A 23,931-nucleotide genomic window follows, 5' to 3' on the forward strand; every position below is an offset into this window, starting at 1 on the left:
GTCTTCACTCTCAGGTATCAAGCAGTGGCAGCTGCCAATCTATCGGCACATCGCCACGTGCCTCCAGCCAGGCATTGGCCTGTGAGAAGTGACGAGAACCGAAGAATCCGCGGTGCGCTGCGAGAGGCGACGGATGCGGAGCGTGGAGTACCAGATGCTTCTGGCGATCCACGGCCCCCGCCTTCTTCTGGGCATGACTGCCCCAGAGCAGGAAGACGACACCCTCGCAGTGCTGGTTGATCACGTCGATGGCGCGGTCGGTGAACTGCTCCCAACCTTGCTTCTGATGCGAGGCGGCCTTGCCCTGCTCGACCGTCAGCACGCTATTGAGCAGCAACACCCCTTGCTCCGCCCAGCTTTCGAGGAAGCCGTGATCCACGGGTTCGACCCCGACATCGACAGCCAGTTCCTTGTAGATGTTCTTCAGTGAGGGCGGCGGGCGCACGCCGGGGCGTACCGAGAAGCACAGACCATGTGCCTGGTCCGGCCCGTGATAGGGGTCCTGCCCCAGGATCACGACCTTGACGTTGCTCAGCGGGGTCAGCCAGAAGGCGCGAAACCAGTCCTGCGAGTGCGGGTAGATCACCTTGCCGGCATCTTTCTCGACGCGCAGGAAGGCCTTGAGCCGCTGCATGTACTCGGCATGGAATTCCTGCCCGAGATGCGCCTGCCAGTCGGCAGGCAGCACCTGGGAGCTACCGGAGGTGGCAGTCTCCAACGGCATGTCAGCTGTCGCTCTCTTGCTTCTTGAGCTGCTCGGAGATCGGTTCGACGTAGGCGATTCCCATGTCCCACGGGAACTGGATCCAGCAGTTCTGCGGCACTTCGGTGATGAAATCATCGACCAGCGGACGGCCTTCCGGCTTGGCGTAGACGGTCACGAAATGGGCCTTGGGCAACATGTCGCGCACGGCACGTGCGGTGTTGCCGGTGTCGACGAGGTCATCGACCAGCAGCCAGCCGTCACCGTCATGATCGACGCCCTTGACCACTTCCAGACCACCCTGCTCCATGTGGTCGTGGTAGCTCTTGATGCACACGGTGTCGATATGGCGGATGCCCAGCTCACGGGCGATCAGGCCAGCCGGGATCAACCCACCACGGGTGATGGCGATGATGCCCTTGTAGTCACGACCGATCAGGTCATGACAGAGCGCGCGCACGTCGCGGTGCAGCTGGTCCCAGGAGACGATGAAATGGTCGTGATAGCGTTCGGAAGACATGTGGGTCACTCGCAATGACGGAACAGGAACAAAGCATGGTGGCTGGCGTGCCACCCTACAAGGGACAGATCGCGCCGGTGTGAAACGACACTGCCGGCGACGACGATATCGGACGTTGTCTGCAACGACGATGGCCCTGCCAGAAGACAGGGCCATCGTCGTTGCGCAGGCTTACTCGGCTTCGGTAAAGCTGCAGGCGGCGAAGACGCTGTGGCCTTCTTCGCGGATCTTGGCGGAACCGCCCAGCTCCGGCAGGTCGATGATCGCGGCGGTCTCCACCACGATACCGCCGGTGCGCTCGATCAGCTTGCAGGCCGCCAGCATGGTGCCACCGGTGGCGATCAGGTCATCCATCACCAGAATGCGATCGCCTTCACGGAAGGCATCGGAATGCAGTTCGACGGTGGACTCACCGTATTCCAGCGTGTAGGTCTCGCTGATGGTCTTGAACGGCAGCTTGCCCTTCTTGCGCACCGGCACGAAGCTGCAGCCCAGCTCATAGGCCAGCGGTGCACCGATGATGAAGCCGCGTGCATCGATGGCGGCGATGGCATCGATCTCCATCTCCTGATAGCGGTGCACGAAGGAGTCGATCAGCTTGCGGAACGCGGCGGAATTCTGCAGCACCGGCGTGATGTCGCGGAAGTTGACACCCGGCTGGGGCCAATCCGGCACGGTGCGGATGACAGACTTGATGTAGTCGCTGTAGATGCTCATTAAAGGGCTCCGTCGAGGAACAGGTATTTGCAGGCGAACAGGACGGCGAGAATCACCAGCCCCGGGCTCAGATCACGATAGCGGCCAGAGAACAGCTTGATCACGGCGTAGCTGATGAAGCCCAGTGCGATCCCGTTGGCAATCGAGTAGGTCAGTGGCATCACCAGGGTGGCAATCACCACTGGCGCGGCTTCGGTAATGTCATTCCAGTCGATGCGCGCCAGGCCACCTGTCATCAGGCAGGCGACATAGAGCAGCGCACCCGCGGTGGCAAAGGCGGGGATGGAGGTGGCCAGCGGTGACAGGAACAGGCTGACGAGAAACAGTCCCGCCACGACCACCGCGGTCAGTCCTGTGCGTCCGCCTGCCGCCACACCGGTGGCAGATTCGATATAGCTGGTGACATTCGAGGTCCCCATCACCGAACCGGCCATGGTCGCGCTGGAGTCTGCCATCAGGGCACGGCCGAGACGCGGCAGGTGGCCACGCTCGTTGGTGAGTCCCGCCTGCTGGGACACGGCGATCAACGTGCCCGAGGTATCGAACAGATCGACGAACAGGAACGCGAAGATGATCGACACCATGCCCAGGTTGAAGGCGCCGGCGATGTCGAGCTGTGAGAATGTCGGCAGCATGCTCGGCGGCATCGAGGCAAGACCATGGAAGTCATTGTTGCCGGTCAGGGTCGCCAGCAGCGTCACCACCAGGATGCCGATCATCACGGCGCCGATCACCTTGCGGTAGGACAGCGCGACGATCAGGAAGAATGACAGCAGCGCATACAGGGCTGCCGGCGAGGACAGATCACCCAACGTGACCAGGGTGCCCGGTGCATCAACGACGATGCCGCTGCCCTGCAGCGCGATGATCGCCATGAACAGGCCGATGCCCGCGGCGATGCCCGTCTTCAGTGAGGCCGGAATGGCGTTGATGATCCACTCCCGGATCTTGAAGGCGGAGAGCAGGAAGAAACTCACCCCGGACAGGAAAACCGCACCCAGCGCGATCTGCCAGGGAACGCCCATTTGCCCCGCCACCGTATAGGTGAAGAAGGCCGTCAGGCCCATGCCGGGTGCCAGCGCGATCGGGTAGTTGGCGTAGAGCCCCATGATCAGGCAGCCAAGAGCAGCTGCCAGACAGGTCGCCACGAAGACAGCGCCGTGATCCATGCCGGTGGAGGCCAGCATCGAGGGGGCAACGAAGATGATATAGGCCATCGCCAGGAAGGAAGTGAATCCGGCGATGACTTCGGTACGCACATTGGTACCGTGCTCCGAGAGCTTGAAGAGACGTTCCAGCATGAGGGAAACCCTTATCCTTGAGCAGTGCCTGTCCGGCAAGCCGCAGTGGTCAATGACGTTCGGGAACAGCGGATCAACACGAACTCACTCGGACAGGTATGCTGCACAGGGGTCAACCATGGCTTCCCCCTCGTTCAGCCTGCCTGAACCACGATGCCCTGCCGGTGGCAGGGCATCGAAAGGCGCAACATGGTACCCAAAGGTCTGCAGCGAATCGAGCATTGCAGGCATATTTCCTGACCGGTCAGACGGGTTCTGGCGTCCTGCCAGCGAATTGACCCCGCAGGAAGCCTGCAAGCCTCATGCCAGCCGTGAGGCCATGACTCGCTCCACCGTCTCGACGATGGCCTGGGTCTGGGGGTCCACCTCGAGATTGACCCGATCCCCCACCGCGCGCTCACCCATCAGGGTGCGCTCAAGGGTTTCCGGTATCAGATTGACGCAGAAACGCGTGCCCTGGACCTCCCCGATGGTCAGACTGACACCGTCAAGTCCCACATAGCCCTTGTCGAACAGGAAACGCATCAGCTCAGCGGGAGCCTGGAACCAGATCCGGCGATTGTCAGCCGTGGCTTCAATGGCATCGAGGGTGACCATCGCCATGACGTGACCGGACATGGAGTGGCCACCGATTTCATCCCCGAAGCGCGCTGCCCGCTCGATGTTGACCCGACTGCCCACCTTGAGCTCGCCGAGGTTGGTCAGTCGCAGTGTCTCACGCATCAGATCGAAACTGGCCAGCTGACCCTCGAGTGCCGTCACGGTCAGGCAGCAACCGTTGTGCGCCACTGACGCCCCGGTTTCCAGCCCCTGCTCCGACCCCTGCGGCAACCGGACCTGATGGGTACGAAACTCCGGACGCTCTTCAATGGCGACCACTTCCGCCATGCCTTGCACGATACCGGTGAACATGCGCTTCCTTATCCTTGCACTGCTTCCCGCAGAGCGGGAACCCATGAATATGATGACAGGCCATGACACCCGGGCACTGATGACACCACGAGATCCGACATGCCGATGGGAAATCCTAGCATGCCGGACTCGATGCCGGCAGCCATCACGCCTCCTTCACGCCTCCTTCACGCCATCGAGCGAAGAGAAGATGAGCAGGCCTGCTGTCAAGGGTTGGCCTTGCGCCACGGGGCTGGCAAGGCACCCCGCGTGTAAGACATCTCTGACAGCGAGTATCGGCAAATTGCCATATCGAACGCCAGTTCGAATAAACCGTCAACGCCAGACCAAAGTCGTTGACACCCCGAGGGTGACTGATAGAATGCGCCTCAAATCTGTTTGGCGCCGATTTGTACCCGGATTGCGGGCGCCCACTTCGAGAGTCTGTCTCCCGGGGTGCAAGTTCTGCTAAAAGGGTGTGTCCAGCGTTGATGGCCACCCATCTTGGGTGGTCTTTTTTTCCTCTCTGGATCACTCTCCTCTTGCCAGGCGTGCCTTGCCCTTCTCGGCGCAGTGCACGACACACGCAGAACAGGCGGCTTGCCGCAGACCTTCGCCCGCATTCCGGTTGGTGCCTTAACCATTCGGACCCCCATGATCACACTCAAGAACGTCTCCAAGACTTACGGCAGTGGTGACAAGGCCGTGGTCGCGCTCAAGGATGCCAGTCTCACGGTTCCCCAGGGCGCCATTACCGGTGTCATCGGCCTGTCCGGTGCCGGAAAATCGACCCTGATTCGCTGCGTCAATCTGCTCGAACGCCCCACCGAGGGCAGTGTCGTGGTCGATGGTCAGGAGCTGACCGCACTCGACGACAGCGCCCTGCGTCGTGCTCGCCACCAGATCGGCATGATCTTCCAGCACTTCAACCTGCTGTCCTCGCGCACCGTCTTCGCCAACGTGGCCTTGCCACTGGAACTGGCCGGAATCTCCAAGGCCGAGATCAGCCAGCGCGTCGAGCCACTGCTGGAACTGACCGGCCTGAGCGACAAGGCAAGCCAGTATCCTGCCCAGCTGTCCGGCGGACAGAAGCAGCGCGTTGCCATCGCTCGCGCACTCGCCAGCCGCCCCAAGGTGCTGCTGTGCGATGAAGCCACCTCGGCGCTCGACCCCCAGACCACTGCCTCCATTCTCGAGCTGCTCAAGGACATCAATGCCAAGCTGGGCCTGACCATCCTGCTGATCACCCATGAAATGGAAGTGGTCAAGAGCATCTGTGATCAGGTCGCATTGATCAGCGGCGGCGAGCTGGTGGAAGTGGCAGCGGTCGGCGACTTCTTCACTGCCCCGCAGACCCGCCTGGGCCGCGAATTCCTCAATGAATTCCTGGAACTCGAACCACCGCGCGCACTGGTCGAGCGCCTGGAGGCGACTCCCGGCCCGCACACCCATCCAGTGGTCCGTCTGGCCTTCAGTGGCGACGCCGTCTCCACGCCGCTGATCTCGCGCCTTGCGCGTGAGTGTCAGGTGGACGTCAGCATCCTGCAGGCCAAGGTGGAATCCATTCAGGACCGCACTCTGGGCCTGATGATCGCCGAACTGATGGGCGACAGCGCCCAGACCCAGCAGGCGCTGGACTATCTCGAATCCCACGACCTGAAAGTGGAGGTGCTCGGCCATGTCACCCGCACTGCTTGAACTCGTCCTGTCTTCCACCCTCGAGACCCTCTACATGGTCGCGGTGGCAGGCCTGATCTCCGCGGCACTCGGTATTCCGCTGGGCGTGGCACTCTACACCTCGCGCCCGGGCCAGATTCTCGCGCGCCCGGTACTCAACAGCGTGCTGAGCATCATCACCAACATCGGCCGCTCGGTGCCCTTCATCATCCTGATGGTGGCGATCATCCCGCTGACACGCCTGATCGCCGGCAGCTCGATCGGCACCAATGCCGCCATCGTGCCGCTGACCATCGCCTCGATTCCCTTCGTCGCCCGTCTGATCGAAGGCGCCTTGAACGAAGTCGGCCCGGGGCTGGTCGAGGCCGCACAGGCCATGGGTGCCACGCCGATGCAGATCATCACCAAGGTCCTGCTGCCGGAAGCACGTGGCGGCATCATCAATGGTCTGACCATCACCGTGGTCACCTTGATCAGCTATTCCGCCATGGCCGGTACCGTCGGTGGCGGCGGCCTGGGGGATCTCGGCATCCGCTACGGCTACAACCGCTTCGACCCGATGGTGATGCTGGTGACCGTGGTCATCCTCGTCGTCATGGTGCAAGGCTTCCAGAGCCTGGGCGACCATCTGGTGCGCAAGTCGAACCACAAGTAAGCCTCGCTCCATGAGCGGCGACTGATCCACCAGGGGCGTTCGATCTACAAATCACACGGCTTTCGGTATCGTGACGGCTCATCACAATGAGCCGTCACTCATAACATCCCGCGGACCCCGCCGGTCACGTCGGATCACAAGGAGAACATCGATGCGCAACATGCTGACCACGCTTTCTTCCCCGCTGCGCCTTGCCGGTGCTGCCACCCTGCTCGGCGCCACCCTGCTGGCAGGCTGCGGCAACGACGCGTCCGACGAGAACACCCTCAAGATGGGTACCGTCGCAGGTCCGGAAACCGAGGTGATGAAGGTCGCGGCCGAGATCGCCAAGGAAAAGTACGACCTGAACGTCGAGATCACCGAGTTCACCGACTACGTGTCTCCCAACGCCGCTCTGGCCGATGGCTCGCTGGATGCCAACGCCTACCAGCACCAGCCGTACATGGAATCCATGGTGCGTGAGCGCGGCTACAAGTTCGCCAGCGCCGGCAAGACCTTCGTGTACCCGATCGGTGCCTATTCCGAGAAGTACGAAGACATCAGCGAACTGCCGGACGGCGCGACCATCGCACTGCCGAACGATCCGTCCAACGAAGGCCGCTCCCTGATCCTGATGCACGACCTGGGCATGATCGAGCTGACCGACAAGGACAACCTCGAAGCGACCCCGATCGACGTCGCCAAGAACCCGCATGACTACCAGTTCAAGGAAATCGAGGCTGCCCAGCTGCCGCGCATCCTGCCGGACGTCGACCTGGCCTTCATCAACAACACCTTCGCTCAGCCGGCTGGCCTGAAACCGGAAGACGCCCTGATCCGTGAAGGCGCCGAGTCCCCGTACGTCAACCTGATCGTCGTGCGCCAGGGCGATGAAGACAGCGAGAAGGTGCAGAAGCTGGTCAAGGCCTACCAGACACCGGAAGTCGAAGCCAAGGCCGAAGAGCTGTTCAAGGGCGCTGCGGTACCGGGCTGGAAATAAGCCTTCGAGCGCAAGCTGACAGCCGCATGACGCAAAGCGCCGACCCTGAGGTCGGCGCTTTTGCATCTGATTGATGAATCCCCCCATCACGTCCAGATGCCGACGCGGCGCAAGAGCGCGCGCGCAGGGCGTGCTTGAAACAGGCGACCCGCGACCGCATCCCTGCGTCACCGGCATCAACCCGCCATCCACTCAGGAGCCAACATGGCCACTCGTCCCGACTACTCACTGCTGGCCCGCCAGCTGGACGCCACGCTCGACACTCGCGACTGGCTGACCAACGCCTCCCAGACGGCTGCCTTCATCAACATGACGGTGGCGGACCTCAACTGGGCAGGCTTCTATGTGCAACGTCAGCCGCAGATCCTGCACCTGGGACCATTCCAGGGTCAGCCGGCCTGCCACCCGATCCCCTTCACCAAGGGCGTGTGTGGCGCCGCCGCGACCCAGCGCACCACTCAGCGCATCGCGGATGTGCATGCCTTCCCGGGCCATATCGCCTGTGACGCCGCGTCGCGCAGCGAGCTGGTCATCCCCGTTCTCATCGAGCAGAACGGCCAGCAAGTGCTGTGGGGCGTGCTGGACCTGGATAGCCCCAGCCCCGAGCGCTTCGATGAAGAGGATCAAGCCGGCATCGAACGCCTGGTCGAGATCTTCATCGCCTCCAGCGATTTCGACAGCGTGCCCGCCTGATACGCCCATCAGGTGCTGACATCATGTCCTGCCGCCCGCCATGCCTCCTGCATGGCGGGCGGTCTGCGTTGCGGCGGGTCAGGCCTTTCTTGCATAGCCCTCGCACAGCCCCTTGCAAAGCCCCTTGCACAGCCCCTGGCGAGATGACACGTTAAGAGCTCTCTGACCCGACAGGAGCAGAACATGTCATCCCAGTCAACATCACATGACGCGTCTTCCTCAGCGCCTTCCTCATCTTCATCGACCGCTCATCCTGCCCCGCATGCGCAAGGCTCTCTCCAGAATCACGATGACGCCCACGCAGGGCTCGAGCAGGTCATCGCGCATCTCGAGCGCCTCAAGGCCTTCACGGCACGTACCGGCAATGACCTGGGCGCCAAGCGCACCCTGCTGGAAGGCTACTTCGCCGCCGATGCCAGCATTCTCGACACCGGCGTGACGCCACGCCTCGAGATGCTGCCGGGAGGAAACGGCGAGCGCCTCTGTGAGGTATTGCCCGCACCAGACGGCGCACCGACACCTGCTCGCCGCCTGCTGTACGTGCATGGGGGTAGCTGGATCGCCGGCTCCCCCGCCGGCCATCGCCCGCTGGCCAGTCGTCTGGGCCGCACGGCGCGCGCCGAGACCTACACGCTGGATTATCGCCTCGCCCCTGAGGCGCCCTTCCCGGCAGGCCTGGAAGACGTATTGGCCGCATGGCACTGGCTGTGCCGCGAGTTTCCGGATGACCACCTGCTGCTGGCCGGAGACAGCGCGGGCGGCAACCTCACGCTCTCGACCCTCAACGCGCTCAAGAGCGCAGGCGAGCGACTGCCGGACGCGGTGATCGCCTTCTCGCCCGCCACTGACCTCAGCTGGGGCAGCGCCTCGCTGTCGCGCAAGGCCGAGGTAGACCCGATCCTCGACCCCAATCTGCTGCCCTTCGTGAGCATGGCCTATGTGCAGGACGGTACCGACATGAGCGATCCACGCATCTCGCCGCTGGAGGGGAATCTGTTTGACCTGCCACCGACGCTGATCCAATGCGGCGAGGCGGAAATCCTGCTCGATGACAGTCGTCGCTACGCCGCGCAGGCACAGGATTGCGGCTCACCTGTCACGCTCAGCCTGTGGCCGGACATGCCGCATGTGTTCGTCGGCTTCGCACCGCTGCTCAGCGCTGCCAACGCCGCCCTCAAGGAAGCCGGTGACTTCCTCGACACCACGCTTGCCTGACAGCACGGCCAGCGCCAGCGCTTCTCGACAGGCGTGTCTGACGCGCACACGAAAACGCCCGACTCGATGAGCCGGGCGTTTTCTGGAATCTGGTAGGACCAGGCGGATTTGAACCGCCGACCTCCACGATGTCAACGTGGCGCTCTAACCAACTGAGCTATGGTCCTGGATGAGGCTGATGGATCACTGTCACTTGAAGTTTCTGCTTGGTAGGACCAGGCGGATTTGAACCGCCGACCTCCACGATGTCAACGTGGCGCTCTAACCAACTGAGCTATGGTCCTGTATCAAGTGGCGCGATGTTGCCATCGATGCCGATGCTGGTAGGACCAGGCGGATTTGAACCGCCGACCTCCACGATGTCAACGTGGCGCTCTAACCAACTGAGCTATGGTCCTGTGTCAGCAGCTGAATGAGGGAAGCGTTTGTGGTGCGAAGCGCTTTGCCCTGTCAGCGAGGACGTATTCTACTTATCTTCCGTTTTGATGCAACCCCCTGATGATAAAAAAATTTCTCGCCTGAGTAGCATCGCGATACTCGCCGTATGCGCCTTCTTTCAGGCGTCTCACCGGGGTCACCGATCCTCCCCCGAGAACGCGCGAGGCGGTGCCAGCCCATGCCGGCACCGCCTCACTTCTTTACGCCCTCACGTCTTCACGCCCTCAGCGCCGCGCAAGCGACATCACAAGGCAACGGGGCGTCAAAACAATACCCATCGCAGTCCCGCGGCCACAGCCGCCCCCAGCAAGGGGCCGGCGATCGGCACCCAGGCATACCCCCAGTCAGAACTGCCCTTGCCCGGAATCGGCAGAAGCCAATGCGCGACACGTGGCGCAAGATCGCGCGCCGGGTTCATCGCATTGCCGGTCGGGCCACCCAGTGACAGACCGATGGCCCATACCAGCGCCCCGATGAGATACGGCAATACCCGGTCAGTGATCAGCTCGCTGTTGACCATGCTGCCGATCGCGAAGACGAGTACCACCGTCGCGATCGCCTCACTGACGACATTTGCCAATCGGGAATCGACTGCCGGATCGGTACAGAAGACCGCACGCTTGCGCAGCGGGTCACGGGTCACCTTCCAGTGGGGATAATACGCCGCCCACACCAGCACGGCCCCGGTGAAGCATCCCAGCATCTCCGCCAGCATCATCTTGGCCACCTCGAGCACGCTTGCATGCACGCCCAGCAGATACTTGGCGAGGGTGACCGCTGGATTGAGATCTCCGTAGGGAGAGCCTGTCGAGGTCGACACCAGCACCCCGACCATCACCGCAAAGCCCCAGCCGGCATTTATCATCAACCAGCTGGAACCGGCTCCCTTGGTCTTGCGCAGCATCGCATTGGCGACGACTCCGCCGCCCAGCAGGATCATGAGCGTGGTACCCAGAAATTCGCCCGTCATGACGTCAGTCCACATGCCAGATGACCTCCGTCACTTGTCCCCATCCACCACCCACTGTGTCTTCCAGCCCCGAGAGAGGTCGCGGCATCGCTCCCCCAGACAGGAATGTCGGCACACGGGCACAAAGACTTCGCCCCGTCGAGTGACGGGGCGAAGGAGGCGTTACATTGCCACAGCTGACGAGGTGGCTCCAGCCACTTGCGACAGAAGGGCTTACAGCAGCAGATTCCACATGCTGGCCGCGATCAATGCCCCCGCCAGCGGGCCGGCGATGGGCACCCAGGCATATCCCCACCCGGAGGCACCCTTGCCATGGATCGGCAGCAGCGAGTGCGCGATGCGAGGACCAAGATCACGTGCCGGATTGATGGCATAGCCAGTGGCGCCACCCAGCGACAGACCGATGGCCCACACCAGCATGCCGACCAGATATGGCAGCAGGCCGGCACTGATCTTGCCGGAGCCGACGATGGCGCCGATACCGAAGATCAGCACCACGGTGCCGATCACCTCACTGAGCATGTTGCCCAACCGGCACTCGACCGCGGGGTCAGTACAGAACACCGCACGCTTGAGGCCAGCATCGCCGGTACGCTTCCAATGCGGCAGATAGGCCAGCCACACCATCACCGCACCGGCGAAGCAGCCCAGCATCTGGGCGATGACATGACGCGCCACATCGATGAGGGTGGCATGCACCCCGAGCAGGTACTTGGCGAGGGTCACCGCCGGATTGAGGTCCGCCTGGGGCGAGCCGGTGGAAACGGCCACGAACACGCCGATCATCACCGCAAATCCCCAGCCGGTGGTGATCACGATCCACCCGGAGCCGTTGCCCTTGGTATCCGCGAGTACCACGTTGGCGACCACACCGCCGCCGAAGAGGATCAGGAACAGGCAACCGAGAAACTCGCCCGTCATGACGTCAGTCCACATGTCAGTGACCTCCGTCGCTCTTCACCCGTTCGACGGCTTCCAGCCAACCGGCATAGAGGCGCTCACGCTGCTCTTCCGCCATCTCCGGCGCGAAGGTGCGCTCGCAGTGCCACAGCTCGCTGATCTCCTCCAGGCTTTCATACCAACCGATATGCAGGCCGGCCAGATACGCCACACCCAGCGCCGTGGTTTCCAGCACGCGCGGGCGATCCACCTTCACGCCCAGCATGTCGGAGAGGAACTGCATCACCCAGTTGTTGCTGACCATGCCGCCATCCACGCGCAGATTCGCGCAATTGATGGTGACGTCATCCAGCATGCACTCCTGCAGATCTCGGGTCTGATAGCACACCGATTGCAGGCCGGCCGCGACGATGTCGGTGATGCCGGTACCTCGGGTCAGCCCCAGTATCGCGCCGCGTGCCTGCGGGTCCCAGTGTGGCGCTCCCAGGCCGGTGAAGGCCGGCACCATGTAGACGCCGTGATCGGCGCTGGCCGCACGTGCCAGCGGCTCGGTCTCGGAGGCGTCGGAGAACAGCTTCAGGCCATCACGCAGCCACTGCACGGTGGCGCCGGCCACGAAGATGCTGCCTTCCATGGCGAAGGTCGGCTTGCCGTTGAGGCGATAACCGACGGTGGTGAGCAGACGGTTCCTGGACAGCTCCATCTTCTCGCCGGTGTTCATGATCATGAAGCAGCCCGTGCCATAGGTGCTCTTGCTCATGCCCGGCGTGAAACAGGCCTGCCCGACCAGCGCCGCCTGCTGATCGCCCGCCACGCCACGGATCGGCATTGCCGCCCCGAACAGCTGCGGATCGGTGGTGCCAAAATCATCACTGGAATCCAGCACTTCCGGCAGCAGGCATTCCGGGATGCCGAACAGCGCCAGAAGCTCGCTATCCCAGCACTGATCAACGATGTTGAACAGGCAGGTGCGCGAGGCATTGGTGGCATCGGTCACGTGACGGGCCCCACCGGTCAGCTTCCAGATCAGATAGCTGTCGACGGTTCCGAAGGCCAGTTCGCCCTTCTCGGCGCGCGCACGCACGCCTTCTACGTTCTCGAGAATCCAGCGCAGCTTGGTCGCGGAGAAGTACGGGTCAATCAGCAGGCCGGTCTTGCGCTGAATCATCTCGCCATGGCCGGCATCGGAAAGCTCACGGCAGTACTCGTGGGTCCGGCGGTCCTGCCAGACGATGGCGTTGTAGACCGGCACGCCGGTCTTGCGGTCCCAGACGATCGTGGTCTCACGCTGGTTGGTGATCCCGATGGCCGCGACCTGCTCAGCGCCGATATTGGTATTGATCAGCGCCTGATGCACGGTGCGCTTCACCGATCCCCAGATATCATCGACGTGATGCTCGACCCAGCCGCTGTTCGGAAAGTGTTGCGCAAATTCTTCTTGTGCCAGTCCGGTCACCGCGCCTTCACGATCGAAGAGGATGGCGCGCGAGCTGGTGGTTCCCTGGTCAATGGACAGAATGTGGTTGGTCATCGTCAATATCTCCCGGTAGTCCGTTACATGATGGCCCGCCCATGCCACGTTCAGCGGGCCATTTGAATGATCATGTTTCCGCTGGGAATCAGCTGGCGGTGCGTGCCGACATGCGAGCGCTCTCGAAGATCGTCAATGACAACAGGACGACCGCCATCACGCACGAGCCAATCAACAACATGAAACCACCATCCCATCCATAGGCATCTACCGTATAGCCTACCAAGGCACTGGCAGCGACAGAGCCGCCCAGGTAACCGAACAGGCCGGTGAAGCCAGCCGCGGTCCCTGCCGCCTTCTTGGGTACCAGCTCAAGCGCCTGCAGACCGATCAGCATGACCGGGCCATAGATCAGGAAGCCGATGGCGACCAGACACAGCATGTCGATTCCCGGATTACCGGCAGGATTCAACCAATAGACAGTGGTGAAGACGGCGACCAGCGCCATGAAACACACCCCTGTCGCACCGCGGTTGCCCCGGAACAGCTTGTCGGACAACCAACCACACAGCAGCGTGCCGGGAATACCGGCCCACTCATACAGGAAATACGCCCAGGAGGACTTGTCGACGCTGAAGCTCTTGGCTTCCTGCAGGTAGGTCGGCGCCCAGTCGAGGACCCCGTAACGCAGCAGATACACGAAGACATTCGCCAGCGCGATGTACCAGAGCATGCGATTCTTGAACACGTACTTGACCAGGATCTCCCGCGTGGAGAATTCCTGCTCGTGGCTTTCATCGTATCCCGGCGGATAGTCATTCTTGTGCTTCTCGATGGGAGGCAAACCACAGCTCTGCGGCGTGTCTCGCATGGTCAGCAGGGCGAAGATCGCCACGAAGACGGCCAGCGCGGCAGGCACATAGAACGCGGACTGCCAGTCGTTGAACCAGGCCATGCCAAGAATGAACAGCGGACCGACAAGACCGCCGCCGACGTTATGGGCCACGTTCCACACCGAGACGATCTGGCCACGCTCACTCTGTGACCACCAGTGCACCATGGTGCGACCGCAGGGCGGCCATCCCATGCCCTGCACCCACCCATTGAGGAACAGCAGCACGAACATGATGCCGATGCTGGAGGTTGCCCAGTCAGTGAAACCGAACAGGAACATGATGCCGGCAGACATCAGAAGACCGGCAGGAAGGAAGTAACGCGGGTTGGAGCGGTCAGAGACAGCCCCCATCACGAACTTGGAGATACCATAGGCGATCGACACGCCGGCAAAGGCCAGACCAAGATCACCACGGGAATAGCCCTGCTCCACCAGGGAAGGCATGGCCAGGGAGAAGTTCTTGCGTACCAGATAGTAGCCGGCATAGCCTAGAAAGATACCGAGAAAGATCTGCCATCTCAGTCGCTTATAGGTGTCGTCTACCTTGGCGTCGTGAAGCGGTGTGGCGTGCACCGCGGATTTGAATAAACCGTACATTCTGCTGCTCGCTCCTGATTTTACGACACCGACCTCTACACGGGCATAGCGACGCCTTGACAGACGCGCTTGGTGTTCGAATGCGAAAGTACAGGCTTCACATCGGTGTCACAATGCGAAAAGCACCGATATTCGCTAGACCTTTGTCTACACGAGCATGACAATCCTTGCTATTCAGTAAGTTATGCATGATTTCGTATAACTTCAACGGCTTGCGCCCACCAGGTCAATCAGTGCGACCACTGGCGTCACCGCGAGCATGTATCAAAAAGAACATCAAACGAACATTCTGGATGGCACACTGCCCCGCCTCACCATCACGGGGCACCTGGTCGAGCAGCAACCGCACGCAGGATCACGTTGCCTGCGCGACGGTTCAGAGCAGACGTCTTTTCACCGGACATGAGCAAGAGGACAGGATGATGCAGTCCAAGCGCCACCGCGCCATCGTCGAACTGATCACGCGTCAGGGCTATGCCTCCATCGAGCAGCTGGCGAGTCACTTCAAGGTCACGCCGCAGACCATTCGCCGTGATCTCAACCAGCTCTCGGAAGCCGGTGCCCTAAAGCGTGTCCATGGGGGGGCGGGACTTGAATCCAGCACGGTGAACACTGCCTACAGCACGCGCAAGACCCTGAACCTGGAAGCCAAGCGGCGCATCGCTCGCACCCTCGCCAACGAGATACCGGATCACGCCTCGCTGTTCATCAACATCGGCACCAGCAATGAGATGGTCGCCGAGGCGCTGTGTGATCATCACGGACTGGAAGTCATCACCAACAACCTCAACGTGGCAGCCATTCTCCAGCACAAGGAGGATTTCAATGTCATCGTCGCCGGTGGCATGGTGCGCTCCCGCGATGGCGGCATCATCGGCGAGGCCACCATCGACTTCATCAATCAGTTCAAGGTGGATTACGGCATCATCGGCATCAGCGGCATCGATGAAGATGGCTCGCTGCTGGAGTTCGACTATCAGGAAGTGCGTGTCGCCCAGGCGATCATCCACAACTCGCGCCAGGTATTCCTGATCGCGGATCACTCCAAGTTCCAGCGCAATGCCGTGGTGCGTCAGGGCAACCTGAGCCAGCTGGATGCGCTGTTCACGGATATCCAGCCTCCGGAAAACATTATGAGACTGATGCACCAGCATGAAGTGGCCCTGCATGTTGCGGTATCCGACGAGGCCGGGAACGCCTGATCCACGGCGCAGAGCGCCCAGCCACGCGGAACGCCTGTCGTCTCGCCATCCCCTTCCTCATCGTTGAGTCATTTCCCACGTCAAGCCGTGCGTCATGCCGTGGCGTGGGTTGCCGCTCTTCTTCTCTTCTTCTCTTCTTCTCTTCTTCTCTTCTTCTCTTCTTCTCTTCTTCTAGCCTCCTCCTCGGCTCTCTTCTCATCCTCCTGCTCAGCAAGCTCCCCTTGCATCGGGCATCTCGCCTTGCGGTGCGCCGGCAGGCTGCAGAAACCCCCGTCGGTCAGTGCCCCGAGCGCATGGGCGAAGAGGCAGATCTTCATCCGACTGTCATATCCCGCCTCGACACTGTGAAAAATGTTCAGGCAGGACAACAGGTTGAACATGGTGCAATGCCGGGTCGCTTGTTCGAGCCCATTATGCGCACTTTCGAAAATCGAGATGCCACAAGAATCACCTTGATGTTCGACTTTCACTAAGCTATGTTCACTTTCGAAACTTATCACGCGCACCGAACCGGTGCCGCCCCATCTCGATCTCCCCGGTAGCGCCGGGCACGTGCAGGAGCAGCCCATGTCCCGCGACAACGACGCACTTATCGACCTCTTCATCATCGGCGGTGGCATCAATGGTGCCGGTATCGCCAATGACGCCAGCGGGCGCGGCCTGAGCGTGGCACTGTGCGAGCAGAATGATCTGGCCAGCGCCACCTCTTCCGCCAGCAGCAAGCTGATCCATGGCGGCCTGCGCTACCTGGAACACTACGAGTTCCGGCTGGTACGTGAAGCCCTGCAGGAGCGTGAAGTGCTGCTCAAGAAGGCACCGCACATCATCTGGCCCCTGCGCTTCATCCTGCCGCACCAGCCACATCTGCGTCCGGCCTGGATGATCCGCGCCGGCCTGTTCCTGTATGACCACATCGGCAAGCGCGAGACCCTGCCAGCCTCCAAGGGGCTCAAGTTCGGTGAGCAGAGCCCCTTGGTCAGCGAGATCACCCAGGGCTTCGAATATTCCGACTGCTGGGTGGATGATGCGCGTCTGGTCATCACCAACGCGCTTCAGGCTCAGGAGCAAGGCGCGGAGATCATGACGCGCACTCGCTGCGTCGGGGCACGCGACGTGAACGGGCATTGGGAGCTGACGCTGGAGAACATCGACAGCGGTGAGACCTTCACCCGCCACGCCCGCACATTGGTGAATGCCGCCGGACCGTGGGTGGAGTCCTTCATCAAGGGTGCCACCGAGCGCACGCCGCGCTACGGCATCCGCATGATCCAGGGCAGCCACCTGATCGTGCCGCGCCTCAATACCGATGATCGCGCCTTCATCCTGCAGAACAAGGACAAGCGCATCGTCTTCGTGCTGCCCTATCAGGAAGACTTCAGCCTGGTCGGCACTACGGACGTGCGCTACAAGGGAGACCCCTCCGAGGTGGCCTGCTCCAGCGATGAAACCGACTACATGCTCGAGGTGGTCAACCATCACTTCAAGCGCAAGCTGAGCCGCGATGACGTCATCTCCTCCTTCTCCGGCGTACGCCCGCTGTGTGATGACGAGTCAGCCGACCCGTCAGCGATGACCCGCGACTACACCTTGCACCTGGATGACAGCGGCGCGCCGATGCTGTCCATCTTCGGTGGCAAGATCACCACCTATCGCAAGCTGGCCGAATCCGCGCTGGAAGATCTGAAGCCGCTGCTGCCCAACATGGGTGAGCCTTGGACCCACGAGAAGGCCTTGCCGGGGGGAGACATCGAGAGCCGCGCAGCCTTCACTCGCCAGCTGATCCGCGACTTCCCGTTCCTGGGAGAGGCTCGCGCCAGACGCCTGGCTTCCAGCTATGGCAGCCTGTGCCTGCACTTCCTCGAGGGCAAGAAGAGCGAAGCCGAGCTTGGCGAAGACTTCGGTGCCGGCCTGAGCGCCGCCGAGATCGATTACTTGGTCGAGCGTGAGTGGGCACATGAGGTACAGGATGTAGTGTGGCGGCGTACCAAGCTGACCCTGCGCCTGAGCGATGAGCAGAAGGCCCGTATCGGCGAGTACCTCAAGGAACGCCTGATGGCGCACGCCGCCTGACGCTTCGCTGATCCATCTGCTCGCGACATCAGAAAGCCCGCCCTCCTGACTGGAGGGCGGGCTTTCTGTCGTTTACTCGCAGACTCTTGCGTGCTGTCTCTTGCCTGCTGTCTCTTGCCTGCTGACGCTTGCTGTCAGCCTTGCGGGGGCACGCTTACTGGATGCCGCCCTCGGTCAGCTTGGCCGGGTCCAGCAGACGCTCCAGCGTCTCACGGTCGAGATCCGTCTCCTCCTCGGCCACCTCGAGGATCGGCCGGCCGGCCTGATAGGCCACCTTGGCGATACGTGCGGCCTCGTTGTAACCGATCACCGGATTGAGTGCCGTGACCAGAATAGGGTTCCTGGCCAGCGGCGCTTCGATGTTGTCCCGCCGCACCGTGAAGGTGGCAATGGCCTTGTCCGCCAGCAGGCGGCTGACATTGGCGCTCAGCGTGATCGAGGACAGCAGATTGTTGGCGATCAACGGCAGCATGACATTGAGCTGGAAGTTGCCGCTCTGACCGGCGATGCCGATGGTGGCATCGTTGCCCATCACCTGGGCAGCCACCTGGGCGGCGGCTTCCGGAATCACCGGATTGACCTTGCCCGGCATGATGGAGCTGCCCGGCTGCAAGGCCTCAAGCTCGATCTCGCCCAGCCCGGCCAGCGGCCCGGAGTTCATCCAGCGCAGGTCATTGCTGATCTTCATCATCGCCACGGCGTAGGTCCGCAGGTGGCCGGAAAGCTCGACCGCGGAATCCTGACAAGACAGCGCCGCGAAGAAGCTGTCGGCCGGACGGAAGGCGTGCCCGGTCTGAAGCGAAAGGCGCTTGGCCATGCGTTCGGCAAACTCGGGATGCGCATTGATGCCACTGCCGACGGCCGTGCCGCCCTGGGCGAGACGCTCGAGACGCGGCAGCGACTCCTCGATGCGCTCGATGGCCTGTGCCACCTGGGATTGCCATGCCCCCAGCTCCTGACTCAGACGAATCGGCATCGCGTCCATCAGGTGAGTGCGGCCGGTCTTGACGACATCATCGACCTCCGCCGCCTTGCTCGCGATCACGTCATGCAGATGACGCAGCGCAGGCAGCAAGGTATCGGTGACGGCAATGACCGCCGACAGGTGAATCGCCGTCGGGATGACATCGTTGCTGGACTGCCCCATGTTGACGTGATCATTGGCGCCGACCTTGAGGTCGCTGTTCTCGCTTTCCAGCTGGGCATTGGCCAGATGCGTCAGCACTTCATTGACGTTCATGTTGGTCGAGGTGCCGGAACCGGTCTGGAAGACATCGACCGGGAACTGATCCGCATGCTCGCCATCGATGATCTGGCGCGCCGCCTTGACGATGGCGCCGGCACGCGCCTCATCCAGCAACTCGAGGTCGAGATTGACCTCTGCCGCGGCAAGCTTGATGCGCGCCACCGCCTGGATGAACGGTGCCGGCAAGGGCTGGCCGCTGACCGGGAAGTTGTCCACCGCACGCTGGGTCTGCGCCCCGTAGAGTGCACTGACCGGCACCTCGAGTTCGCCCATGCTGTCCTGTTCGCGACGGGTCTGGCTGCTCATGCAATGACTCCCTGTGATGACACCAGGCAGCGGCTCGTGTGACTGGCGCTGCCGGTAGGCGTGAATGGATTGCCCCCATGATCACGTGGGGCCTTGGGGGAATCCAATCAAGCCACTTGATGGTAGTGATTATCAATAACAATCATCAGATTTCCGCGTTGCCCTTCACGACCCGCCACTAACCTGCTGATGACAACGTGATTCTGGCATGCCAAGCGCTGTGACGAGCTCGTGGGGGTCGGTTACACTGTGCGGCGATTCGGTGGTCCGCCGCGCCCTGCCTGCACCGGTGCGCGGCGGCATCGCTCACGACATCCTCTTCCATTCTCTGTCGACGGAATCTCCTGGCACCCGATGTCCACTTCTCTGCTGCTGATGCCCGCCATGTCTGCGACTCGCCTGCTCACTCCCGGTCTTGTCATTCGCGAGGGGGAATCGGCATGAACTGGCTATCGCACAATCCCTACTTCACCTATCTGCACCGCCAGCGCCTGCATATCCTGCGGGTCACCGTCGCCCTGACGCTCTGTTTCAGCATCATCGAGCTGTTCGATCTGCCGCACAGCTCCTGGGCACTGGTCAGCACCGTGATGGTGATGGGCAATCTGCCCCACGTCGGCGGCGTGCTCGACAAGGGCTCGCAGCGCCTGCTCGGCACGCTGCTGGGGGGACTCTGGGGGCTGATCCTGATACTGGTCGCGGACCCGCTGCCCGGCGTGGTGCCCATCTGGAGCATGGTCGGCATCGCGCTGGCGCTCAATGCCACCTTCAGCAATCGCTATGGCTACAGCTCGCTGCTGTTCTGCGTCACCCTGCTGATGGTGGTGGGCGATGGCAATCATGATCTCGGTATCGCCCTGTGGCGCGTCTTCAACGTGGTACTGGGCACCTTGATCAGTATTGTGGTCAGCCTGGTCCTGCTGCCCCAGAAGGCGACGGATGTCTTCCGCTTCCTGCTGGCCGACAACCTCGACAAGCTGGCGCGGCTCTATCACAACCACACCAATGCAGAGCGTTCCAGCATCGAGGAAACGCTCAATCTGGTGCGCGCCACCTCCGCCCAGCTGGTCAAGCAGCGTGGACTGGTGGATGCCGTGGTGCGTGAAGGCCGGATCCAGCGCGGTGATATCGAGGAGATCCTGTCGTTCGAGCGGCGCATGATCTCGACCATCGAGCTGCTGCAGGAAACCCACTGGAACACGCGAGAAGGTCATGAGTTCATCGAAGGACTCGAGGGCCTGCGCGATGCCCAGCACCGACTGGCTCGTGCCCTCGGCACGCTGGCCTTCCAGGTGCGTACCGGCCAGCACATCGAGCTGACGGTCACCCCGTTCGACCTGCAGCGCTATGCCGAGGTACGCAATGTCGAGAGCCGCAAAGGACGTGCCCTGTTCAGTCCGGCAGGCTATCTGTGGCTGAATCGTGAACTCGCGCGCCTGACGGAAGCCCTCGGGGAGCGGCTGTCCCTGCTGGAACGTCTGCCCAGCGAGCGCCTGCAACGGCGCCTGCCGGGCCATGGCCTGATCAGTGATGCCCGCCGGATCTTCCTGCCGGAGGACCCGACCCCGGGCGAGACAGCCGTCCCCAAGGACTCTGACAGCGACGGCACGCCCCCGACACCCGAGGCGAAGTCACCTGACACCCGGGATGACGCTCATTCCCGCTCGCCCTCAGCCACGCCCGGTGACACGCCAAGGAAAGACGCATGAGCACAGCGCATGACATCACTGCCACCAGTGACCACGATGTCCTGATCGTGGGCGGCGGTGCGGCCGGCCTGACCCTTGCGCTCAGCCTGGCCAATCAGCCCTCATCCGCGTCGCGCTCGCGCCGCGTGACGCTGCTGCGTCCGGCGCGGGAGGCCCAGGGGGCCAGCCGCTGGGCTCAGGGCGGCATCGCGGCGGTACTGGCCCCGGAGGATGACGTGGAATCGCATGTCGCCGATACGCTGATCGCGGGGGACGGCCTGTGCAACGAGCGAGCGGTGCGCTTTACCGTCGGACATTCCCGCGAGGCCATCGAGTGGTTGATCGGGCTTGGCGTCCCCTTCACGCCAGCCGAAGCCGATGCCAGCTATCCCTATCACCTCACCCGGGAAGGCGGCCACGGCCGGCGACGCATCATCCATGCGGCCGACGCCACGGGGCGGGCGCTGCTGGATACGCTCAGTCAGCATGTCGAGTCACATCCTGCCATCGAGGTGCTCGATGACCTGCTCGCCGTGGACATCGAGGTGAAGGGGGCCCAGGTCGCGGGACTGCGGGTCATCGATGGCACCGGCCAGCAACGCTTGCTGACGGTACGCGACCTGGTATTGGCCACGGGCGGTGCCAGCGGCCTGTTTGCGCATGCCACCAGCCCCAGCGCCAGCGTCGGGGATGGCATGGCGATGGCCGTGCGTGCCGGTGCCAGCCTGATGAATCTGGAGTTCCAGCAGTTTCACCCCACCTGTCTGTACGACCCGGCCGGAACGCCGTTCCTGATCTCGGAAGCCGTGCGCGGCGAAGGTGGCCTGTTGAAGCGCCCCGATGGCCATCGCTTCATGCTGGATCACGACCCTCGCCTGGAGCTGGCACCACGCGACGTGGTGGCGCGCGCCATCCTCGCCGAGATGCGCGCTCACGGGCTGGATCACGTCCATCTCGATATCAATGCGCTGGGATCCGCGGCCATCCATCATCACTTCCCGACCATCCTGGCGCATTGCCGGGAGCGTGGCATCGACATCACCCGAGCCCCGATTCCCGTGGTACCGGCAGCACATTACAGCTGCGGCGGAATCGCCACCGAATTGAATGGCGCGAGTGATCTGGCAGGACTGTGGGCCATCGGCGAAGTGGCCTGTACAGGGCTTCACGGGGCCAACCGCATGGCCAGCAACTCATTGCTGGAATGCCTGGTGCAGGCGCGCGCCTGCGGCGAGGCGCTCACCGAGCGCGAATCGGCGCCCGACACCTGGCCAGTGGCGCAGGCGCTCACAACGAGCATGCTGCCTGAACGAGGACAGGTGCCTCCCCGCCAGCAGGCACTATTGACCCGGCTGAAAGACAGGCATGCACTCTGGCAGCACGTGATGTGCCTGGAGAATCGCGAAGCGGATGAGTGGCTCACGGCGTTGCGGCGCCTGATGAGCCTGCAGGCGGGCATCGAGCGTAGCCAGCAGGGACTGGAAGCGGCACTGGATCAGATGGCGGCCTGGCTGGCCTGTGAGCCCCCTCATTCGTCAGAGCGCGCTCATTCCTCTGAACTCTCCCGGCAAGGCAGGCACTCAGGGGCCAGCGCAGGTGTCACTCACCTGGCCCTGTATCAGGCGCTGACTCTGGCGCCGCTGTTGTTGATCAGCGCTCACCAACGTCATGAATCACGCGGGCTCCACTTCGTGCGCGATTACCCCATGCCGGCACCGCGCGCGCGTGACAGCGTGATTCACCTCAGATGATCATTGGCGGCGATCAGTCGCGATACGGGCCATCAGCGGCTCGATGGCAGGCGGCTGTCGTGGCATGTCGTGGGCGAGAGGTGGCCACAGCAGCCACAGTCGCAGCCGATGCAGCTGGGCTGGAGGTGCGCTGTCTGGCCATAGCCACAGAGTACGTGAGCGCTCACCGGGGCACGTGAGGCGCAGGCCCACCAGTCGCGGCGAACACCACAGGCGCGTGACGCCGACTCGCTGCCAGCCACCGGAGTTCGCGTCCGCCCACCACCAGCAAAGGCGCATCTCGGGGTGCCGCCTGCGCGTCTCGTCGAGTGATGCCGGTGAGCGAGGACTTTCCTCTTCGGCTTCGTCGTGCGCCAGTTCGCCCTCCTCACCTGTCTCCGTCTCTGCCTCTGCCTCTGGCATGGCGGCCAGCCCCGAGCGCTCCGCCCCTTCCCCCACGGGCTCCGCCCCGAGCGCCAGCCACCATACCTCCCGATGCCGGTCACGGCGATGCCACCACCACCAGGCTTCCACCCCCTGCAAGACCCCGCCTGTGGTCAGCATGGCCATGACGGCCGAATGGATGTTCAAAGGCGGCATCATGCCCCAGAAAGCACAATGCTCCGCCTCGAAAGGCAGAGCATCATGGGTGCGGCAGGCCCACCAGGCATCCAGGCCGGAAGGTCCTGCCAGGCGAGCGAACAGCCACGTCATCAGCACGAGGCTGCACGCCAGCAGTATCAGGCGCAGAATCGCCTGAGCATGCAGGGCCTGTTCAGAGGCCCTTGAACTGATCGCGTTCGCCATGTTCTGCATTGGCGATCACCATGTCGATCAGGCGCTGATAGTCCTCATTGCCACACGGATCCCGCTTCATCAGCCACACGAAGAGATCCTGATCCTCTTCCGCGAGCAGTTCCACGTAGAGGGCCTTGTCCTGCTCACTCAACGCATCGAAGCGCTGCTCGAGAAAAGGCAACAGCAGCAGATCGAGTTCCCACATGCCGCGGCGGGAGTGCCAGTGAAGGCGCTTGCGAATCATCTCATCCATTGCCCGAACCTCAGTC

The 23,931-nt window shown here is 62.5% G+C and carries 22 protein-coding genes and 3 tRNA genes; 9 read left to right on the forward strand and 16 right to left on the reverse strand.

Translation table 11 applies throughout. From position 1 onward, the window contains the following. Window positions 1-10: 10 nt before the first annotated feature. From ung to BOH68_RS12140, 5 genes are all read right to left on the reverse strand, one after another. Window positions 11-724 carry a uracil-DNA glycosylase gene (gene ung / locus BOH68_RS12120; RefSeq protein ID WP_077374577.1) on the reverse strand — a complete coding sequence of 238 codons (714 nt, stop codon included), beginning with the start codon at window positions 722-724 and terminating at the stop codon, window positions 11-13. Between the two features lies 1 nt (window position 725). Continuing rightward, the gene (gene gpt, locus BOH68_RS12125; protein WP_077374580.1) at window positions 726-1,223 is read right to left on the reverse strand and encodes a xanthine phosphoribosyltransferase; all 498 of its coding nucleotides are present in this window, start codon (window positions 1,221-1,223) and stop codon (window positions 726-728) included. Between the two features lie 171 nt (window positions 1,224-1,394). Next, window positions 1,395-1,940: an adenine phosphoribosyltransferase gene (locus tag BOH68_RS12130; protein ID WP_077374582.1), complete on the reverse strand. Its 546-nt coding sequence runs from the start codon at window positions 1,938-1,940 to the stop codon at window positions 1,395-1,397. Continuing rightward, a complete protein-coding gene (locus BOH68_RS12135; protein ID WP_077374584.1) occupies window positions 1,940-3,241 on the reverse strand; it encodes an NCS2 family permease in 1,302 nt (433 codons plus the stop codon). Before BOH68_RS12135 ends, BOH68_RS12130 begins: the two co-directional genes overlap by 1 nt. A gap of 300 nt (window positions 3,242-3,541) precedes the next feature. Next, window positions 3,542-4,153 carry a riboflavin synthase subunit alpha gene (locus BOH68_RS12140; protein ID WP_077374587.1) on the reverse strand — a complete coding sequence of 204 codons (612 nt, stop codon included), beginning with the start codon at window positions 4,151-4,153 and terminating at the stop codon, window positions 3,542-3,544. Window positions 4,154-4,786: 633 nt separating this feature from the next. Here BOH68_RS12140 and BOH68_RS12145 point away from each other — a divergent pair. The 5 genes from BOH68_RS12145 (at window position 4,787) to BOH68_RS12165 (ending at window position 9,351) form a co-directional block, all read left to right on the forward strand. After that, entirely contained in the window at window positions 4,787-5,830 is a 1,044-nt protein-coding gene (locus tag BOH68_RS12145) for a methionine ABC transporter ATP-binding protein (RefSeq protein WP_077374589.1), read from the forward strand. Continuing rightward, window positions 5,811-6,464 (forward strand): methionine ABC transporter permease, encoded by a 654-nt coding sequence (locus tag BOH68_RS12150; RefSeq protein ID WP_077374591.1) that lies wholly within the window; start codon window positions 5,811-5,813, stop codon window positions 6,462-6,464. The genes BOH68_RS12145 and BOH68_RS12150 overlap by 20 nt, the downstream gene beginning before the upstream one ends. Before the next feature lie 160 nt (window positions 6,465-6,624). Next, window positions 6,625-7,443, forward strand: a complete 819-nt coding sequence (locus BOH68_RS12155) for a MetQ/NlpA family ABC transporter substrate-binding protein (protein WP_077375588.1) — start codon at window positions 6,625-6,627, stop codon at window positions 7,441-7,443. A 204-nt stretch (window positions 7,444-7,647) separates the two neighbouring features. Next, on the forward strand, window positions 7,648-8,136 hold the full coding sequence (locus tag BOH68_RS12160) for a GAF domain-containing protein (RefSeq protein ID WP_077374593.1): 489 nt from the start codon (window positions 7,648-7,650) through the stop codon (window positions 8,134-8,136). Between the two features lie 183 nt (window positions 8,137-8,319). Continuing rightward, complete coding sequence (locus BOH68_RS12165; RefSeq protein ID WP_077374595.1) at window positions 8,320-9,351, forward strand: alpha/beta hydrolase; 1,032 nt, start codon at window positions 8,320-8,322, stop codon at window positions 9,349-9,351. Window positions 9,352-9,441: 90 nt separating this feature from the next. Here the strand turns inward: BOH68_RS12165 and BOH68_RS12170 are convergent. From BOH68_RS12170 to glpT, 7 genes are all read right to left on the reverse strand, one after another. Next, window positions 9,442-9,518 (reverse strand) — tRNA-Val (locus BOH68_RS12170). A gap of 40 nt (window positions 9,519-9,558) precedes the next feature. Continuing rightward, window positions 9,559-9,635, reverse strand: a tRNA-Val gene (locus BOH68_RS12175). Between the two features lie 37 nt (window positions 9,636-9,672). Beyond that, window positions 9,673-9,749 (reverse strand) — tRNA-Val (locus BOH68_RS12180). Between the two features lie 302 nt (window positions 9,750-10,051). After that, window positions 10,052-10,774: an MIP/aquaporin family protein gene (locus BOH68_RS12185; protein ID WP_077374597.1), complete on the reverse strand. Its 723-nt coding sequence runs from the start codon at window positions 10,772-10,774 to the stop codon at window positions 10,052-10,054. Between the two features lie 198 nt (window positions 10,775-10,972). After that, window positions 10,973-11,695: an MIP/aquaporin family protein gene (locus tag BOH68_RS12190; RefSeq protein WP_077374599.1), complete on the reverse strand. Its 723-nt coding sequence runs from the start codon at window positions 11,693-11,695 to the stop codon at window positions 10,973-10,975. 1 nt (window position 11,696) lies between these two features. After that, window positions 11,697-13,190 (reverse strand): glycerol kinase GlpK, encoded by a 1,494-nt coding sequence (glpK, locus tag BOH68_RS12195; protein ID WP_077374601.1) that lies wholly within the window; start codon window positions 13,188-13,190, stop codon window positions 11,697-11,699. Window positions 13,191-13,278: 88 nt separating this feature from the next. Beyond that, window positions 13,279-14,622: a glycerol-3-phosphate transporter gene (gene glpT, locus BOH68_RS12200; protein ID WP_077374603.1), complete on the reverse strand. Its 1,344-nt coding sequence runs from the start codon at window positions 14,620-14,622 to the stop codon at window positions 13,279-13,281. Between the two features lie 419 nt (window positions 14,623-15,041). Here glpT and BOH68_RS12205 point away from each other — a divergent pair, with 419 nt between their 5' ends. After that, the gene (locus BOH68_RS12205) at window positions 15,042-15,824 is read left to right on the forward strand and encodes a DeoR/GlpR family transcriptional regulator (RefSeq protein WP_077374605.1); all 783 of its coding nucleotides are present in this window, start codon (window positions 15,042-15,044) and stop codon (window positions 15,822-15,824) included. Between the two features lie 92 nt (window positions 15,825-15,916). Here the strand turns inward: BOH68_RS12205 and BOH68_RS12210 are convergent, their stop codons facing one another. Further along, window positions 15,917-16,204, reverse strand: a complete 288-nt coding sequence (locus BOH68_RS12210) for a hypothetical protein (protein ID WP_077374607.1) — start codon at window positions 16,202-16,204, stop codon at window positions 15,917-15,919. A 187-nt stretch (window positions 16,205-16,391) separates the two neighbouring features. Here BOH68_RS12210 and glpD point away from each other — a divergent pair, with 187 nt between their 5' ends. Continuing rightward, window positions 16,392-17,894 (forward strand): glycerol-3-phosphate dehydrogenase, encoded by a 1,503-nt coding sequence (glpD, locus tag BOH68_RS12215; RefSeq protein ID WP_077374609.1) that lies wholly within the window; start codon window positions 16,392-16,394, stop codon window positions 17,892-17,894. Between the two features lie 154 nt (window positions 17,895-18,048). On the opposite strand, the gene BOH68_RS12220 is transcribed toward glpD, so the two are convergent. Beyond that, a complete protein-coding gene (locus tag BOH68_RS12220; protein WP_077374611.1) occupies window positions 18,049-19,446 on the reverse strand; it encodes a class II fumarate hydratase in 1,398 nt (465 codons plus the stop codon). Between the two features lie 440 nt (window positions 19,447-19,886). On the opposite strand from BOH68_RS12220, the gene BOH68_RS12225 reads away from it, so the two are divergent. Together BOH68_RS12225 and nadB are read left to right on the forward strand one after the other, a co-directional pair. After that, the gene (locus BOH68_RS12225; protein WP_077374613.1) at window positions 19,887-21,155 is read left to right on the forward strand and encodes an FUSC family protein; all 1,269 of its coding nucleotides are present in this window, start codon (window positions 19,887-19,889) and stop codon (window positions 21,153-21,155) included. Then, window positions 21,152-22,885: an L-aspartate oxidase gene (gene nadB, locus BOH68_RS12230; RefSeq protein ID WP_077374615.1), complete on the forward strand. Its 1,734-nt coding sequence runs from the start codon at window positions 21,152-21,154 to the stop codon at window positions 22,883-22,885. The genes BOH68_RS12225 and nadB overlap by 4 nt, the downstream gene beginning before the upstream one ends. Here the strand turns inward: nadB and BOH68_RS12235 are convergent, their stop codons facing one another. Next, window positions 22,886-23,680, reverse strand: coding sequence for a hypothetical protein (locus tag BOH68_RS12235; RefSeq protein WP_077374617.1), 795 nt, complete (start codon window positions 23,678-23,680; stop codon window positions 22,886-22,888). It abuts the gene before it with no gap. Then, window positions 23,640-23,915 carry an FAD assembly factor SdhE gene (locus BOH68_RS12240; protein WP_077374619.1) on the reverse strand — a complete coding sequence of 92 codons (276 nt, stop codon included), beginning with the start codon at window positions 23,913-23,915 and terminating at the stop codon, window positions 23,640-23,642. The genes BOH68_RS12235 and BOH68_RS12240 overlap by 41 nt, the downstream gene beginning before the upstream one ends. Between the last annotated feature and the right edge of the window lie 16 nt (window positions 23,916-23,931).

Source organism: Cobetia sp. MM1IDA2H-1, assembly GCF_002916775.2.
Taxonomy (GTDB): domain Bacteria; phylum Pseudomonadota; class Gammaproteobacteria; order Pseudomonadales; family Halomonadaceae; genus Cobetia; species Cobetia marina.

Bases quoted from the DNA above. Each gene is read 5' to 3' on its own strand.
- ung (WP_077374577.1), bottom strand. From the start codon at position 724: ATGCCGTTGGAGACTGCCACCTCCGGTAGCTCCCAGGTGCTGCCTGCC.
- gpt (WP_077374580.1), bottom strand. From the start codon at position 1,223: ATGTCTTCCGAACGCTATCACGACCATTTCATCGTCTCCTGGGACCAG.
- BOH68_RS12130 (WP_077374582.1), bottom strand. From the start codon at position 1,940: ATGAGCATCTACAGCGACTACATCAAGTCTGTCATCCGCACCGTGCCG.
- BOH68_RS12135 (WP_077374584.1), bottom strand. From the start codon at position 3,241: ATGCTGGAACGTCTCTTCAAGCTCTCGGAGCACGGTACCAATGTGCGT.
- BOH68_RS12140 (WP_077374587.1), bottom strand. From the start codon at position 4,153: ATGTTCACCGGTATCGTGCAAGGCATGGCGGAAGTGGTCGCCATTGAA.
- BOH68_RS12145 (WP_077374589.1), top strand. From the start codon at position 4,787: ATGATCACACTCAAGAACGTCTCCAAGACTTACGGCAGTGGTGACAAG.
- BOH68_RS12150 (WP_077374591.1), top strand. From the start codon at position 5,811: ATGTCACCCGCACTGCTTGAACTCGTCCTGTCTTCCACCCTCGAGACC.
- BOH68_RS12155 (WP_077375588.1), top strand. From the start codon at position 6,625: ATGCTGACCACGCTTTCTTCCCCGCTGCGCCTTGCCGGTGCTGCCACC.
- BOH68_RS12160 (WP_077374593.1), top strand. From the start codon at position 7,648: ATGGCCACTCGTCCCGACTACTCACTGCTGGCCCGCCAGCTGGACGCC.
- BOH68_RS12165 (WP_077374595.1), top strand. From the start codon at position 8,320: ATGTCATCCCAGTCAACATCACATGACGCGTCTTCCTCAGCGCCTTCC.
- BOH68_RS12185 (WP_077374597.1), bottom strand. From the start codon at position 10,774: ATGTGGACTGACGTCATGACGGGCGAATTTCTGGGTACCACGCTCATG.
- BOH68_RS12190 (WP_077374599.1), bottom strand. From the start codon at position 11,695: ATGTGGACTGACGTCATGACGGGCGAGTTTCTCGGTTGCCTGTTCCTG.
- glpK (WP_077374601.1), bottom strand. From the start codon at position 13,190: ATGACCAACCACATTCTGTCCATTGACCAGGGAACCACCAGCTCGCGC.
- glpT (WP_077374603.1), bottom strand. From the start codon at position 14,622: ATGTACGGTTTATTCAAATCCGCGGTGCACGCCACACCGCTTCACGAC.
- BOH68_RS12205 (WP_077374605.1), top strand. From the start codon at position 15,042: ATGATGCAGTCCAAGCGCCACCGCGCCATCGTCGAACTGATCACGCGT.
- BOH68_RS12210 (WP_077374607.1), bottom strand. From the start codon at position 16,204: ATGTTCAACCTGTTGTCCTGCCTGAACATTTTTCACAGTGTCGAGGCG.
- glpD (WP_077374609.1), top strand. From the start codon at position 16,392: ATGTCCCGCGACAACGACGCACTTATCGACCTCTTCATCATCGGCGGT.
- BOH68_RS12220 (WP_077374611.1), bottom strand. From the start codon at position 19,446: ATGAGCAGCCAGACCCGTCGCGAACAGGACAGCATGGGCGAACTCGAG.
- BOH68_RS12225 (WP_077374613.1), top strand. From the start codon at position 19,887: ATGAACTGGCTATCGCACAATCCCTACTTCACCTATCTGCACCGCCAG.
- nadB (WP_077374615.1), top strand. From the start codon at position 21,152: ATGAGCACAGCGCATGACATCACTGCCACCAGTGACCACGATGTCCTG.
- BOH68_RS12235 (WP_077374617.1), bottom strand. From the start codon at position 23,680: ATGCAGAACATGGCGAACGCGATCAGTTCAAGGGCCTCTGAACAGGCC.
- BOH68_RS12240 (WP_077374619.1), bottom strand. From the start codon at position 23,915: ATGGATGAGATGATTCGCAAGCGCCTTCACTGGCACTCCCGCCGCGGC.